This window comes from Blastochloris viridis (genome assembly GCF_001402875.1).
Lineage (GTDB): Bacteria > Pseudomonadota > Alphaproteobacteria > Rhizobiales > Xanthobacteraceae > Blastochloris > Blastochloris viridis.
Genome location: NZ_CP012946.1, coordinates 1,091,087 through 1,105,926, shown reverse-complemented (window position 1 = coordinate 1,105,926; position 14,840 = coordinate 1,091,087). Strand labels below are relative to the sequence as shown.

The following is a 14,840-nucleotide window of genomic DNA, read 5'->3' as shown; positions in this document are numbered from 1 at the left end:
CGACCCGCCGCCTTTTCATGCCGCCCGCGCCGCAGCTCAGATCGGCATCTGCATGATTTCCTGGTAGGCCTGAATGACCTTGTCACGGATCGACACCATCGACTCGATGGCGACCTCCGTCTCCGCGACTGCGGTGACAACGTCAACGATGTCCGCTTTGCCGGCGATCAACGCCTGCGCCTTGTGGTCGCTGGCGCGACCGGCGGCAATGGTGTTCGCCAGCGTGTTCTCCAGCATGGCACTGAACCCGGCGGAGGACGAATCGTCGAACCCTGCCTTGGTATCACGCAAGGGAGCGGGGGTGTAATCGCCTGAGTTCGCTGCACGGGCGGCGGCAGCATAAGCGTTGGCGACGAGACTTGCGGTAGACATGATCAAAGCTCCAATAGCCGATACGCAACGCACTTGCCGTCAGAAACGCGGTGTAACTATTTTCAGGTACGCAACAGATCGAGAGTCTTCGTGATCATCCGGCGGGTTGCGGTGACCACGTTGAGGTTCGCTTCGTAGCTCCGCTGCGCTTCTTTCAAATCGGCGGCTTCGATCAGCGAATTGACGTTCGGATAACGGACATAGCCGCGCGCATCGGCCGCCGGGTGACCGGGCTCGTAACGGTTCTGAAACTCGGAGGTATCGCGCTGGATGCGGCCGAGCGAGACGGTCTGGGCATCGAGTTCGCGGTCGAACTTGGCCTCGAACGTCGGCACCTTGCGGCGGTAGGGATCGCCGCCGGTCGATGAGGCGGTCGAATTGGCGTTGGCGAGGTTCTCGGCGATAACCCGCATGCGGCCGGCCTGGGCGCGCAGGCCCGTCGCGGCGATGCTCAACGACTTGACGAAATCCATGATCCCCACCCTCACCGAGACTTGCCAAGGGCAGTCTTGATCAGGCCAAGACTGCGTGAATAGAGCGAGGTTGCCGCCTGATAATCGATTTGATTCTGCGCAACCTTCATCATCTCTTCTTCGAGAACCACCGCATTCCCGCTCGGGCGGATCTCGGAGGTCTTGACGCGCGGCCGGCCGTAACGGTCGCTGTCGCCGCTCGCGGTCGCCGCGATGTGTTCGGGATTGGTGAGCGCCAGCGTCGTCTTCTGCGGCGGCGGCTGGCTGACCGCCTTCCGGTAGTCGAGCGGCTCAATGTCGCGGGTGCGGAACCCGGGAGTGTCGGCGTTGGCGACGTTTTGCGCGAGCACACGCTGACGGTCCTCGAGCCAGCCCATGCGGGTCTTCAGCATCCCGACCAGTGGCACGTCATTGAGAATCATCGATCTGCCCTTCAGCCGACACAACACCGCGCCGATCCGGGCACAATCTGCCGGGGCCATGGTTAATTTGGGGTTAATAACGGTAAACGTGGCCAATTGTGTCATCCGGCGACGACCCGGCGAGTTCGCTGGCGCCGACCGCCGCACCCGCCTGCGCCCGGATATTTTTTCGTTCTTATTCAGTCACTTATCACGCCCCGACTTTGGCCGACGCGGCCGCCCGCGGCAGCCGCCGGACGCAAACGGGCGGCAACCGCCGCGCCTTTGCCACGGCTCGCCTTGCCACGGTCACGTTTATTTACCAGTGCTTAAGCATGCGCTAGGCAATTGCTACCGCTAGGTTTTAACCTGGGTTGCGATTATCGTGCGCCTTGGTTCGCGAGGAGGAATCCGTGTCCGAAATCCTGGGTGGCGAATTGGGCTCCGTCCTGAAATATTTGGTGGCGTTGACATTCGTCCTCGGCCTGCTCGGCGGGACGTTGTGGCTGGTGCGCCGGTTCGGCGGCGGCAGTGTCATCGGCAGTTCCAGCGGCCGGGGCCGGATGCCGCGACTGGGCGTGATGGATCACGCCACGGTCGACGGCCGCCGCCGGCTTGTCCTGGTCCGCCGCGACAATGTCGAGCACCTGCTGCTGATCGGCGGGCCGACCGACATCGTGGTCGAATCCAATATCGTCCGCACCGCACCGCAGCCACGCGAGGCACCGCCGCGCGACGTGCCGGTCGCCCGCGAGGCGATTCCCCGCGACCCGAGTGCCCGCGATCCAAGTCCCCGCGATCACGTCGGCCGGGAGATGGCCGCCCGCGAGCCGACCGCCCGCGATACGATGGCGCGCGACATGGCGGGCGCCCGCGAGGCGCTTGCCGAGGTGCGCTCGACCATGGCCGCCGAGCCGGCGCCGGAACCCGCCGTCACTCGCGATTCGCCCTCACGGCCCGAGCCGCGACCGGACACCCGGACGGAGACCCGTCCGGACCTGGGGCAGATGTCCGGGCGCCGCGAGCGCCCGGACATGCCGCGGCCTGAGGGCATCCGGCCACCGCCGCCGAGCCGGCCGGAGCCGGCCCCGCGCGAATCGCTGCTGCGCTCGTTCAAGCCGGCGCCGCGTCCGGAGCCGGCCGGGACCCGTCCGCCGGCCGAGCCCACGCTCGGCGCCCCGGCGGCTGCCGCGCGCCCCACGCCTGAGCCACAGGCATCGACGCCGGAATTCGCCGAGCTTGAGCGGCTGATGCAGCCGGCGCGCAGCGAGCCCAGCCGGCCGCGGCCCCGCCTCTCCCCCGCCGAGGAATTCGCGGTGCGGCGCGAGACCATCCTGACGAGGCCGAGCGAAACTCCCGTCGTCGAGCCGGAGCCGGCGCCGCCGCCGGTGCCGCGCCTCGAGATCCGTCCCGAACCGGCGGCCGAGCCGCGCCCGGTGCCCCAGCTGGCGGTTCCGCCCGCGCATGAGCCCGCAGCCGCCCCGGTCGTCACACCGCCCGTTCCGCCGAGCGACACCGTCCTCGCCCCCGACGCCAAGGCCGAGGACATGCCGCACGTCAAGCCGATCGACCCCCAGCCTGACACGCCGGACGACAAGGCCCGCACCGTATTCGACAATCTCGAGGACGAGATGGCCAGCCTGCTCGGTCGCGGAAATCGTCCGTGAGTTTGGCGTTCTTGCTGCCCGGCCGGGCTTTCGCGCATCGCGCCTCCCCGGTCGGTTCGAGGCTGTCGTCGTCAATCGTCGCATCGCGCCGGCTGGCTCGGCTCGCGGCGCTCGCCGGCGTCGCCGCTTTGGCCGCGCTGCTGCCGCAGGGAGCGGCGGCGCAGGATTTCTCCATCTCGCTTGGCCAGGGAACCGGGCTGACCGAGCGGGCGGTTCAGCTCATCGCGCTGCTCAGCGTGATGTCGCTGGCGCCCTCGCTCCTGGTGATGGCGACCTCCTTCACCCGCATCGTGGTGGTGCTGTCGCTGCTGCGCTCCGCCATCGGGACCGGCACCGCGCCGCCCAACGCGGTGATGATCAGCCTTGCGCTGTTCCTCACCGCGTTCGTGATGGCGCCGACCTTCGAGCAGGCCTGGGAGGGCGGCATCAAGCCGCTCACCCGCAACGAGATCAGCCTGGAGCAGGCGTTCGAGCGCGGCACCGCACCGTTCAAGACCTTCATGCTGAAGAACGTGCGCGAGAAGGACCTCGCGCTGTTCATGGACCTCGCCGGCCCCGAACGGCCGGCCGGTCCGGAACAGGTGTCGCTGCGGGTGCTGCTGCCGGCCTTCATGATTTCCGAGCTCAAACGGGCGTTCGAGATCGGCTTTCTTTTGTTTGTGCCGTTTCTTGTCATCGACCTCGTGGTGGCCTCGATCCTGATGTCGATGGGCATGATGATGTTGCCGCCGATCGTGGTGTCGCTGCCGTTCAAGCTGATCTTCTTCGTGCTGGTCGACGGCTGGAACCTGGTGGCCGGATCGCTGGTGAAGAGCTACGGGGTTTAGCGGCCCCATGCACCAGCATGCGGGGGCGTGATCGGCCTTGTGGGCGCCGACCGACAGTCGGCGCCGGAGTTCATCGGCGTCCAGTACGTTATTATCAGCCGCGCGCCGGCGTAGGCGCACTGCTCTGCTGCGCCGGGGCCTGCTCCGCTGCAGGCGCGGCGGGTTGGGGCTCGGCGGGCTGGAGCTCGGCGGGCCCGCCGACTGGCGCCTTGGTCTCGTCGTAACGCTCGCGGTAGTCGCGCAGGAAGCGCTCCAGCGTATTCACCGACGACACCGAGCGGGCAATGTCGCGCAGTTCGGCGGTATCGAGGCCGAACGAGTTCGACACCGCGTCGAACGCGCCGCGGTCCGGCCCGTCGGCCATCTTGGCGGCGTAGCGGCTGCGGAACCGCTCCAGGCCGAGCTTATCCTCTGCCAGCGCATAGCCCACCGCCGCAGTGAGAACGTCCTGCCGCTCGTTGTCGGCGAGCGGCGCAAAGCTCTTCCAGCGCTCGCCATGGGCGCGCTCGATCGCCTCGGCGGCCTCGCCATAGCGCTTGGCCGCCCACAGGATGTCGGCGCGCAGGCGGTCGACGTCCTTGCCGCGCTGGGCCTCGATCAGTTCGAGGGCGAGGTCGTGCCGGCCGATCTCCGAGGTCGCCCGCGCCTCCAGCAGCAGACGCTGGTCGTGGATGTCGTTGGGCAGATCGGCCAGACGGGTGGCGCGCAGCGTCTTCAGCGCAAGATCCGGCTTGCGGTTCTTCAGGTAAACCATCGCCAGCTTGGCGGCGACCTGCGCCCGCGCCGCGCCCTGCAGACGCTTTTCAACCTGATGGCTCAGGAGTTCGGCGGCCTGTTCGAGCAGATCGACCGAGATCAGCCGATCCGCCAGCCGCCGGATCATCTCGTCGCCGCGACGGCCGACCGGGACCAGTTCGCGATAGTCGTAGAAGATACCCAGCGCCTCCATCGCCGACAGCGTGTCGCCGCGCTGCTCCAGGAACAGGTCGGCGAAGGCGCTCGCCATGGTCTGCGACAGGTTGCGGGTGATGTCGGAGGCCGGGTGCGAGATATTGGCCGCCTCCAGGGTCCGGAAGCCGTCGCGGAAACGGCCCGCATCGACGTAGAGCCGGCCGATCGTGGCGAGCCCTTCGAGCTCGGTGCGGTCGCCGCGCCACATCACGGTGAGGCCTTCGAGCTCGTTGATGGCCTCGTCGCGGCTCACCTTGCCGGCGGCCAGCCGCATCGCCAGCGCGCGGTAGCGCGCCTCGGCGGCCGGGGGCGAATCCTCCTGCCGCTGGGCCCGCTGATAGGCGGCCATCGCCTCGTCCGGCTGGCCCTTGCCCTCGGCGATGCGGCCCGCCAGCACCGCGACCTCGCCTTCGAGCTCGCGTGGAATGCCGACGGTCTCGAATTCCGAATAGGTACGCGCCGCGCCCTCGAAGTCCCGCAGCTCGACCGCAGCGCGGGTCGCCGCCGCGACCGCCTGACGCTGCATGTCGATCGGCAGCGTCGCCACGATGCCGGCAGCGGCGGCGAAGTTCTCGCGCGCCTCGCGCCAGCGCCCTTCGTTGGTGTGGACGATGCCGCGCAGCACCGCCGCGTCGAGCGAGGTCGCCAGCAGCGGATGGGCGAGGTCCTTCATGGCCTCGGCGTTGCGGCCGAGATTCATCCAGGCCATCGCCCGCAGCAGGTAGGGCATTGCGTCGTCGGACGGCCCGCTGTCGCCGATCAGGGTGTCGAGCACCCCGCGCGCCTCGGCAGCGAAGCCCTGCGCCAAGTAGAACCGCGCCAGATCGAACCGCACCGCACGCCGATTGCGGTCGGTGGCTTCGGAAGCGGCCGTGATCAGCTCGGTCAGGCGGCGCTGGAACGGCTCGGCGCGCTCGGCCCCCCACAGCTGCGGATCGAGCTCCACCGGGCGGCCGCGCGGGCTGCGCTTGCTGGCGGTGGACAGGCCCGGTGCCGACAGCAGCAGCCCACCCGCCCGCGACACCGTAACCTTGTCGCCCAGCGCCTCGACGGCGAGGTCGTCGGCGATCGGCAGTACGGCAACGCCGTGCGTGGTGGCGATCAGCGAGAACTCGACATATTCCTGGTTCCGCGAAATGCCGCGGGTCGGCCCCGGCGCGGTGGCGGTCAGGATGACGTCGCCGGCATCGGGATCGCTCAGGCGGTGGACGCGATGGGCGCCGTCCAGCGGCAGCGCTAGCAGCGAGCGTCCGTCGGCCAGTTGACGCGCCGGCGTGATCGGCAGCGTCGGCTCCAGCACCATTTCGCCGAGCGCGATGCTCCAGGCGAACCCCTGCGCTTCGGCGCCGACCACCCACGGCCGCGCCAGCCGCATCCGGACCACGTAGCCACTTTCGGTCTGGCTCGACTGCACCTCGCGGAAGGTGCCGGATTTGTCGTTGGTCAGTTCGGTGACGTCGAGCACCTTGTCGGTGTCGAACACCAGCCACAAACTCTCGCCGCGCCGGAACACCGCCGCCGCGGTCGGCGTCGTGAATGGGAAATTGAGCTTCAGGATGCTGCCCTGCCGCTCCATGTCGGCCGCCACCACGCCGGGGCGCGACTGGTCCGCCACCTTGGCCGGAGCGATGGGGGCGGCAGCCTTGGCCGGCGCCTGGGTCGGCGGGGCGGGCTTGGGCGACGGGTTCGCGGCGTGCGGCGTCTCGGCCGGACGCGCTGCGGTGTTCGGCAACTCCGGCGCGGCAGCCGTATCTGCCGGGGGTTTGGTGGGCGCGTCCGCAAATGGCGGCGCCACGGCGTCGGCCGACTGCGGCGCGGCCGCCGGCTTCGGCGGCGCGGCCGCGGCCTGAGGCGGCAGCGGCGGGGCAGGTTGCGGCACCGGCTTGGCGTTGGCCGCTTCCAACGGCATCAACTGCTCCAGCCGGGCGGCGGGGTCGTCTGCGGCACGGCGGCGCTCGACCGGTGCCGGCGCAGCATTGACGTCGCCCTGTTGTGCGGCGCGAACTGCAGCCACAGCGCCGGCCCGTGCGCCCTTCGGCGGCGTCACGTCGACCGAGAACGAGGCATCCTCCCGAAAGCTGCGCACGTCGACGTCCGGCGCCACCGCCAAACGTACCGCCGCGCCGTTTCCGGAGTAATCGATGTCGAGGCCGGTCACCGCCGGCGGCAACCGGCCCTTGCTGTCGCCGAGTTCGACGGCGACGTCGCCGGTGAACAGCGTGGTGAAACCGTTGTCGTCGCGATGGGTCAGGATTTCGAGCCCGCTCGGCACGTCGAACACGAAGCGCGAAAAGGTCGGCGCCTCGGCAACGTGCAGCTTGACGACGTGCTTTTCCCGCTTCGCCTGGTCGCCGAGCTGACGGACCCGCTTTTCAGCCTGAAGAGCGCGCTTGGCGAGGTCGTCGATCACCTCCTGCGGCAGTCCGGGCGGCAGCCCGGTCCAGCCATCCGGCAACAGGTCGATGAACAGCTTTTCGCCCGCCTCCATGCTGTTGACGGTGAGCTTGCGGTCCAGCGCGAGACGGATGCCGCGCCCGTCGGGGTCGACCCGCGCCGCGGCGAGATAGCCGCCGCGGAACTGGCTCGGCAGTTTCTCGACCCGTGAACTCGACAGCCGGATCGGGCGGGCGGTGGTAATGACCACCACGCCATTTGCGACCTGCACCTGCGGCGAGACCGGCTCCTCGAAGTCGAACACCAGCCGGCCGTAGCCATCGGCCGCCTTCGCCGATAGAACCACCCTGACGCGGTCCTGGTTGGCACGGTCCTGGTTAGCCCGGTCCTGGCTGCTGCGCTCCTGCGCCTGCAGCGGCGCGGCGGCGCCAACCCCGCCTGCCACCAACACAATCACCAGCGCGCGCAGGAATACTGCCGCCGGGACGCTTCCCCGGAAGGCGCGATGCAGCTGCCGCCTGCAGCCAAGTTTCAGCATCCCTGCCCTCGCTCGTCAGACCACGACCTCGGCCGACTTTGACATATGTGGTTTAACGACGACTTGACGCCCGCCTACGATTTGCGGCCTTCGATCTTCGGCAGCGCCCCCGACGGCGCCCTGGGGCTGCGGTTGGCCAGCTCGACGGTAATGCGCTCGGCGGCTTCTCCCGTCATCTGCGCCAACACATCGGAGAACTTGCGCGGGTTCATCAGCCCCGCGACTTCGACCGCGAGCTTCACGTCGAGCCGATCGAAGATGCGGGCGGCGTCCTTGGCCTTCATCGCCTCGTACATGATGACGAGACCCTTCAGCTTTTGGTTGTCGACCTCTTCTTTGGCCGCGTTGGCCGCGGTGATCCGCGCTTCGGTCGCCTTGACCTCCTGAAGGCGAGCATCCAGCCGACTCTCGGCGGCCTTCAGCATGCCCTCGCGCATATCGAGTTCGCGCGCCCGCGCTTCGAGTTCCTGGCGGCGCTCTTGCAGGCGCTGCAGCAGCGCCTTTTCGCCGGCCGACAGCGTGTTCTGGTCGGGCTCGGTCGGCACCTGCGTCACCGGCCCCGGCAGCGGCCCCGGCGCCGGCAGCGGCTCGGGCTTGGCAGAAGCGGCCGGCTCGGCCGGCTTGGACGATCCGGTAACGGCAACGTCCAGCTCGGCCGGCAGCGACGCAGAACCGGTAACAGTAACGTCAGGCGTAGCATGCTTTGCGGCCGGGGCCGGCTCGGCGACCACGGTTTCCGGTCCCTTCGGCGCCGACCCGCCGGCGGTCACGAGCCACAGCGTCTTCAGCGACAGAAGGCTGGCGACAGCCACCAACACAATCGGAAGCAGACGAACCTCACGCACCGGACGTCTCCTTGGATTGGTCAGCCCGCAGCCCGCTGGCGGGTGCGTTCGGCCAGCGCCTGGGCGGTCTGCAGCGTCACATTGGCGCCCATCGGCCGACGTTCGGCCGCAGCCCGGAAGGCGGCAAGGCCGGCACCGGCGAAGCCCTCAAGCTTGGCGGGGTCGAGACGGGCCGGCTCGGCCGGCGCTGCAACCACAGGCGCGACGGCGGCGGTGGCAGTGGCCGTCGGCGCCGCCGGGGCGGCCACGCCCGTGGTCGGGGCCGGCACCACCACCGAGCGCGGTGCCATCACGGTCGGCCGAGCGGCGTCGGTGATCTGCACGATCCGCTCGACCACGTCGCGGCCGGCGCGAAGCTGCTTGTCCATCTCGGCGGTGAAGCGCTCTGCCAGCCGGATGCGGTCGCCGAGATTGGTGTCGCACTCACGCACCGTCATCTTCAGGCCGGCAATCGCCCGCTCGGCGGTTCCAGTGGCGGCGATCAGCTCAACGACGGTCTGCTTGAGCGCCTTTTCGTCGCCGCGCAGATGGGTCAGCCGGCGGTTGAGGATGACGCAATACGCGATGGTCGTGGCCAACAGGCCGGCGACGATCAACTCGATCACCATTGCGAGCCAGGAACCGGTCATGCTGCCTCCATCCGCTTCTTCGAAGCGTCTGCCATTTCAAACATTGCGAGGGTGGTTTTAGACTTGCGCAGCGGTCTGGCGACCCGAACGGCGACGCGATCGCCGACCCTGCCCATACGGCCTTCGGTGAGAACGACGTCGCCGCACCGCACCTTGACCAGCGCGTCCGGCTTGATGTCCAGCATCAAGGTGTCGCCCTCCCGGAGCGACATGATGCGCGACAGCGGCAACTCGGCTTCGTAGAGCACGGAGTCGATGTCGATGGCCGTCTGCCAGATCTCGGTCGCCAGATGGCCTTCCCAGATCGGGTCGCGACCGAACTTGTCGCCCATGAACGCCTGCAGCAGCGTCTCACGGATCGGCTCAATGGTGGCGTAGGGCACCAGGAGCTCGATGGACCCGCCGCGGTCCTCCATGTCGATGCGCAGGCGCACCAGGATGGCGGCGTTGGTCGGCCGCGAGATGGCGGCAAAGCGCGGATTGGTTTCCAGCCGGTCGATATTGAAGTGCACCGGCGACACCGGCTTGAACGCCAGCTCGGCGTCCGCCAGCACCACCTCGATCATGCGCTTGACGAGGTTGATCTCAATCGTGGTGTAGGGCCGGCCGTCGACGCGCGCCGCCGTCTGGCCGCGCCGCCCGCCGAGCAGCACGTCGATCATGGCGTAGATCAGCGCGGAGTCGACGGTGAAGATGCCGAAATTCTCCCACTCCTCGGCTTTGAAAACCGAGAGGATCGCCGGCAGCGGGATCGAGTTGAGATATTCGCCGAACCGCACCGAGGTGATGCGGTCGAGCGAGACTTCGACGTTGTCGGAGGTGAAGTTGCGAAGCGAGGTCGTCATCAACCGCACCAGGCGATCGAACACGATCTCGAGCATCGGCAGACGCTCATACGACACCATCGCGGAGTCGATGATGGCGCGAATGCCCGAATTGTCGCCGAAGCTCAGCGTCTCGTGATTGAAGCCGAGCAGACTATCGATCTCATCCTGGTTCAGGATGCGTTCGGCCCCGCCCTTGGCGGCCTGCAGAAACTGCCCGCCGTCGTCGACCATCGCCGACCACTGCGCCGCCATGGCATCGTCAGTGCCGCCGCCGGCCTCTTCGGGAGCGGCAGCGCCGTGGCCGCCACCGCCGCCCTTGGCCTGCTCCTCGAGGGCCATGCCCCATTCGGCAGCGAGGGTATCCTGGTCGATGTCATTCATGCCAGACATGGGACGACCCGCTCACTGGACAACGATTTCTTTGAACAGCACGGCGTTGATCCGTGCCGGCGCGATCGCGGCGTTGACCCGCCGCGTCAGTTCCTCGCGCAGGCGGTAGATGCCGGCCGAGCCTTCGAGATCGGTCTGGCGCATCTCGCGCATGTGGACCTGGAAAGAGTCAGCGACCCGCGGCATCACCGGCTTGAGCGCCTCAAGGGTCATCGGGTCTGGCGCCTCGATCACCACCTTGACCCGCATATAGAGCGGGCGGCCGGGATTGCCGGCGAGATTCACGGTGATATCAGGCAATTCAAAGAATACCGGCTTGGGCGCCGCCAGCTTGGCATCCTCGATGCGGCGCTCGTCACCCTTCTTGAAGAAATAGAAGCCGCCGCCCCCCAACGCCAGCGCCAACACAACGGCACCACTGATCAGGATTAGCTTCTTTTTTCCGCCGCCAGGTCGAACGCCCTCGGCGCCGTCTTCCTGTTCACTCGCACTTTTACTTGAATTCTTGGCCATGTTCCGCCTCGTCGACTTGGCGACGGTACACGGGAGCAGCCACAGCGCGGTTAATTTCGCTGTAAGCGCGCGACCCCTCGCGCCGATTGGCAAAACATTAATGCGGAAATGGTTAACGAATGCTTGCACCCGGCAATTCTTGCCTGGTCTTTATGGTAAATGTGGCGTTTATTGCCGCGGCGACGGCCCGGCGCTGACGTTATATCCCATTGTTTTTTAATTGGTTTTTGTAGTGGCACGCCGGATGCTTATCCGGTCTCGGGATTGCGGTGCTGGGGAGCGCGCGACAATCCCGGGGAGTGACCGATGGAGAATGCATCTCTCGTCGGGTTGTCGCGCCAGGTTACCCTGCGCCGAGAGCTCGACGTCATCGCCAACAATCTGGCGAATCTGACGACGACCGGCTTCAAGGCCGAGCGCGTCGTGTTCGAAGAATACATGATGCCGGTGGCGCGCGACGAAACCTTCCGGCGAACGGATCGCCGCGTGTCGTTCGTCCAGGACCTCGCCACCGCACACGATCAGGCGCCCGGCGCGCTCAAGACCACCGGCAACCCGCTCGATCTGGCGATCGAGGGCGATGCGTTCTTCACCGTCGAGCTGCCCGGCGGCGAGCAGCGCTATCAGCGCAACGGCTCGTTCGAGATCAACCGCGACGGCGAGTTGGTCACCCACGAAGGCTTCCGGGTGGTCGGCGACAGCGGCCCGATCCGGTTCGAGCCGACCGACAACAACATCAACATCGCCGCCGACGGGTCGATCTCGACGGTGAACGGCAACACCACGTCCAACCGCGGCAAGCTCAAGCTGTCCCGGTTCGGCGATCCCCGTGCGCTCGACAAGGACGGCGTCTCGACCTGGCGCTCCAACGCCCCCGCCGAAGCCCAGCTGCCGACCACGCGGGTGATCCAGGGCGCGGTCGAGCAATCCAACGTCCAGCCCGTGGTCCAGCTCACCCGGATGATGGACGTGACGCGGTCCTACACCACGCTGGCGTCGCTGATGAAGAGCGGTGACGACCTGCGCCAGGAAGCCATCAAAACCCTCGCCGACGTCCAGTCGTGACCCGGCCCCGATCGAACGTAGGAAGGTTTTTCTATGCGTGCCATGTACACCGCCGCCACCGGCATGATGGCCCAGGAGCTGAACGTCAGCGTCATCTCCAACAACATCGCCAACATGCGGACCACCGGCTACAAGCGCCAGCGCGCCGAGTTCCAGGATCTGCTCTATGAGAGCCAGCGCCGGGTCGGCTCCAACACCTCCGACCAGGGCACCATGGTTCCGACCGGCATCCAGGTCGGCTCGGGCGTGAAGACCGCGGCGACGACGCGGATCATGAGCCAGGGCACCCTGACCTCGACCGAAAAGGACCTCGACGTCGCCATCCGCGGCGAGGGCTTCTTCCAGGTCGACCTGCCCGACGGCCGCACCGCGTACACCCGCGACGGCTCGTTCGAGCTCGATGCCAACGGCAAGATCGTGACGGTCGACGGCTACACCGTGAACCCCGGCATCACCATCCCGAACAACGCCAGCAACATCACCGTCAACTCGCTCGGTCAGGTGTCCGCGATCATCGGCACCAACACCACCTCGACGGTGCTCGGCCAGTTGCAGCTGGCGCGGTTCGTCAACAAGGCCGGCCTCGAAGCCGTCGGCGACAACCTGTTCCTGGAGACCGCAGCGTCGGGCACGCCGCAGCAGGGCACGGCCGGCTCCGAAGGGTTCGGCAACACCCTGCAGCGCTACCTCGAAGCGGCGAACGTCAACTCGGTGACCGAGCTGACCGACCTGATCTCGGCGCAGCGCGCCTACGAGATGAACGCCCGCGTCGTCACCGCAGCGGACGAGATGCTGCAGACGACCGCAAGCCTGTCGCGCTGACCGCTGAAGGATGAGCGCCATGATCCGACCCTTTGCGCTGCTGGCCGCACTATTTGCGGCAACCAATGCCCTGGCGCAGGCGCCGACGCTGCGCTCCTCCGTCACCGTCGCCGCCGACGTCGTCCGTATCGGCGATCTCATCGACCATGCCGGTCGGGCTACCGACGTCGCGGTGTTTCGCTCACCCGACCTCGGCACCACCGGCTCGGTCGGGGTCGACCGCGTCCTGGAGGCGGTGCGTCCGCATGGCCTGGACGCCATCGACACCCATGGGCTGGCAGAGGTGGTGGTCACCCGCCGCAGCCGCATCCTCCACCCCGACACCGTCAAGGCCGCGCTTGCCGAAGCCATCGCCCGCGAATCCTCGCTGCGCGCCAAAGACCTCGACCTCGCGCTCGACCGGCCGCTGAAAGAAACGCATGTCGAGGAGACCGCCACCGCCAATCTCCAGGTCGTGCGCCTCAGTTTCGACCCACGCTCCGGCCGGTTCGACGCCGGAATCGAAGTGCCGGGTTCGGACGCGGCGCGTCGGCAGGCGCTGCGGATCTCCGGTGTCGCGGTGGTGACGACCGAGGCGGTGGTGCTGGCCCGCTCGGTGGCGCGCGGCGAGGCATTGCGCGACGGCGACCTGATCGTCGAGCGGCGGCCGCGTAGCGAGCTTGCCAACGACGGCTTCGTGTCCGCCGACTCCGCCATCGGCATGGCCCCGCGCCGCGCCCTCCAGGCAGGCCAGATGCTCCGCGCCGCCGACCTGGTGAAGCCAGACCTGGTGAGCCGCAACGACATCGTCAACTTGGTGTTCGCCGTCCCCGGCGTATCGCTGACAACCCGCGGCAAGGCCAATTCGTCCGGTGCCGAGGGCGACATCGTCAGCGTCACCAACCTCCAGTCCAAGCGCATCATTCAAGGTGCTGTTACCGCGCCCGGAACCGTTACCGTTTCGGCGGGACCGACGATCGCCAGCAGCGCCCTCGGGCCGACTGATCCGACCGTGACCGGGTCGACCCCGGTTCGAACCGAGATCATCCGGCCCTCCGCCCAGCCCCGCAGTTAAGTCGTCGCGTTCGAAAGGCGTATCCCATGGCCCCGCGCGTTCCGTTCCGGTCCGAAAGGTCCCGGCCACTCACCTCCTCGCTGCTCCGGCTGGCGCTCGTCGGCGTGTCGGCGGCTGCCGTCGGCGGTTGCGCTGCATTCGACCGCATGGCCAATGTCGGCCAGCAGCCGGCGCTGTCGGCGATCGAGAACCCGACCGCCCAGACAAACTACAAACCGGTTCAGATGCCGATGCCGGACCCGATTCCGGCCTCCTACAGCCCCAATTCGCTGTGGAGGAACGGCTCGCGTGCCTTCTTCAAGGATCAGCGCGCCCAGCAGGTCGGCGACATCCTGACGGTGAAGGTCAAGTTCACCGACAAGGCCGAGATCGAGAACGAGACCAAGCGCGACCGCACCAATTCCGACCAGTCGAACATCGACGCGATGCTCGGCAAGTCCAAAATCCCGCTGCTCGGTGCGGCGATCCCGTCGGCCATGCTGTCGACCGACTCGACCTCGACCTATGACGGCAAGGGCAGCGTGACGCGCTCCGAGGAACTCGAGACCAACGTCGCGGCCGTGGTCACCCAGGTGCTGCCGAACGGCAATCTGGTGGTCGAGGGCAAGCAGGAAATCCGCGTCAATTTCGAGATCCGCGAGCTGATCGTCGCCGGCATCGTCCGGCCCGAGGACATCGAATCCGACAACACCATCGCGTCCGAGAAGATCGCCCAGGCCCGCATCGCCTATGGCGGCCGCGGCCAGATCACCGACATCCAGCAGCCGCGCTACGGCCAGCAGGTGCTCGACATCATCCTGCCGTTCTGACCGCTCGCCAGTTACGGCGCCAGGTTACGGAACCACGTTACGGAGACAGATTACGGACCGGATGGTCCGCGGCGAAGAGGTGCAGGTCTTGCGTCACCCTTCGCCCCCCTTTCGGCCCCGGACCGCCGCGACGGCGGTTCGGAACCGTATGGCCCGCCGGCTGCCCACCCACTCCCGGGTGGCCCAGGGTCCCAGCCGCCTGCTCCCCAGCACGAGGCGGCATTCAGCGCGCGGCCTCCGCCCTCCCCGCGGGGGCCGCGCTT

Annotated in this window: 14 protein-coding genes; 6 read left to right on the top strand and 8 right to left on the bottom strand. The window is 67.7% G+C overall.

Features of this window, described 5'->3' with window-relative positions; translation table 11 throughout:
• Positions 1–36: 36 nt before the first annotated feature.
• The 3 genes from fliE to flgB form a co-directional block, all read right to left on the bottom strand.
• Positions 37–372 (bottom strand): flagellar hook-basal body complex protein FliE, encoded by a 336-nt coding sequence (fliE, locus tag BVIR_RS16280; protein WP_082417330.1) that lies wholly within the window; start codon positions 370–372, stop codon positions 37–39.
• A 62-nt stretch (positions 373–434) separates the two neighbouring features.
• The gene (gene flgC, locus BVIR_RS04920) at positions 435–845 is read right to left on the bottom strand and encodes a flagellar basal body rod protein FlgC (protein WP_055038688.1); all 411 of its coding nucleotides are present in this window, start codon (positions 843–845) and stop codon (positions 435–437) included.
• Positions 846–856: 11 nt separating this feature from the next.
• Positions 857–1,363, bottom strand: a complete 507-nt coding sequence (gene flgB / locus BVIR_RS04915; RefSeq protein WP_236823714.1) for a flagellar basal body rod protein FlgB — start codon at positions 1,361–1,363, stop codon at positions 857–859.
• A 296-nt stretch (positions 1,364–1,659) separates the two neighbouring features.
• On the opposite strand from flgB, the gene BVIR_RS04910 reads away from it, so the two are divergent.
• Together BVIR_RS04910 and fliP are read left to right on the top strand one after the other, a co-directional pair.
• Complete coding sequence (locus BVIR_RS04910) at positions 1,660–2,913, top strand: flagellar biosynthetic protein FliO (protein ID WP_236823713.1); 1,254 nt, start codon at positions 1,660–1,662, stop codon at positions 2,911–2,913.
• A 92-nt stretch (positions 2,914–3,005) separates the two neighbouring features.
• Positions 3,006–3,740, top strand: a complete 735-nt coding sequence (fliP, locus tag BVIR_RS04905; RefSeq protein ID WP_055038687.1) for a flagellar type III secretion system pore protein FliP — start codon at positions 3,006–3,008, stop codon at positions 3,738–3,740.
• Positions 3,741–3,834: 94 nt separating this feature from the next.
• On the opposite strand, the gene BVIR_RS04900 is transcribed toward fliP, so the two are convergent.
• The 5 genes from BVIR_RS04900 to fliL form a co-directional block, all read right to left on the bottom strand.
• On the bottom strand, positions 3,835–7,530 hold the full coding sequence (locus tag BVIR_RS04900) for a tetratricopeptide repeat protein (RefSeq protein ID WP_145911858.1): 3,696 nt from the start codon (positions 7,528–7,530) through the stop codon (positions 3,835–3,837).
• 167 nt (positions 7,531–7,697) lie between these two features.
• Positions 7,698–8,468, bottom strand: coding sequence for a MotE family protein (locus tag BVIR_RS04895; protein WP_055036688.1), 771 nt, complete (start codon positions 8,466–8,468; stop codon positions 7,698–7,700).
• A 20-nt stretch (positions 8,469–8,488) separates the two neighbouring features.
• Positions 8,489–9,097: a DUF6468 domain-containing protein gene (locus tag BVIR_RS04890; protein WP_055036687.1), complete on the bottom strand. Its 609-nt coding sequence runs from the start codon at positions 9,095–9,097 to the stop codon at positions 8,489–8,491.
• On the bottom strand, positions 9,094–10,314 hold the full coding sequence (fliM, locus tag BVIR_RS04885) for a flagellar motor switch protein FliM (RefSeq protein ID WP_055036686.1): 1,221 nt from the start codon (positions 10,312–10,314) through the stop codon (positions 9,094–9,096). The genes BVIR_RS04890 and fliM overlap by 4 nt, the downstream gene beginning before the upstream one ends.
• 12 nt (positions 10,315–10,326) lie before the next feature.
• Positions 10,327–10,956, bottom strand: coding sequence for a flagellar basal body-associated protein FliL (fliL, locus tag BVIR_RS04880; protein WP_335338141.1), 630 nt, complete (start codon positions 10,954–10,956; stop codon positions 10,327–10,329).
• A gap of 177 nt (positions 10,957–11,133) precedes the next feature.
• On the opposite strand from fliL, the gene flgF reads away from it, so the two are divergent.
• Genes flgF through flgH form a run of 4 tightly spaced genes read left to right on the top strand, consistent with a single transcriptional unit; the run spans position 11,134 to position 14,577 of the window.
• A complete protein-coding gene (gene flgF, locus BVIR_RS04875; RefSeq protein WP_055036684.1) occupies positions 11,134–11,892 on the top strand; it encodes a flagellar basal-body rod protein FlgF in 759 nt (252 codons plus the stop codon).
• 33 nt (positions 11,893–11,925) lie between these two features.
• Positions 11,926–12,714, top strand: coding sequence for a flagellar basal-body rod protein FlgG (gene flgG / locus BVIR_RS04870; protein ID WP_055036683.1), 789 nt, complete (start codon positions 11,926–11,928; stop codon positions 12,712–12,714).
• 19 nt (positions 12,715–12,733) lie between these two features.
• On the top strand, positions 12,734–13,768 hold the full coding sequence (flgA, locus tag BVIR_RS04865; RefSeq protein WP_169788583.1) for a flagellar basal body P-ring formation chaperone FlgA: 1,035 nt from the start codon (positions 12,734–12,736) through the stop codon (positions 13,766–13,768).
• Positions 13,769–13,794: 26 nt separating this feature from the next.
• Positions 13,795–14,577, top strand: coding sequence for a flagellar basal body L-ring protein FlgH (gene flgH / locus BVIR_RS04860; protein ID WP_055036681.1), 783 nt, complete (start codon positions 13,795–13,797; stop codon positions 14,575–14,577).
• Positions 14,578–14,840: the final 263 nt, after the last annotated feature.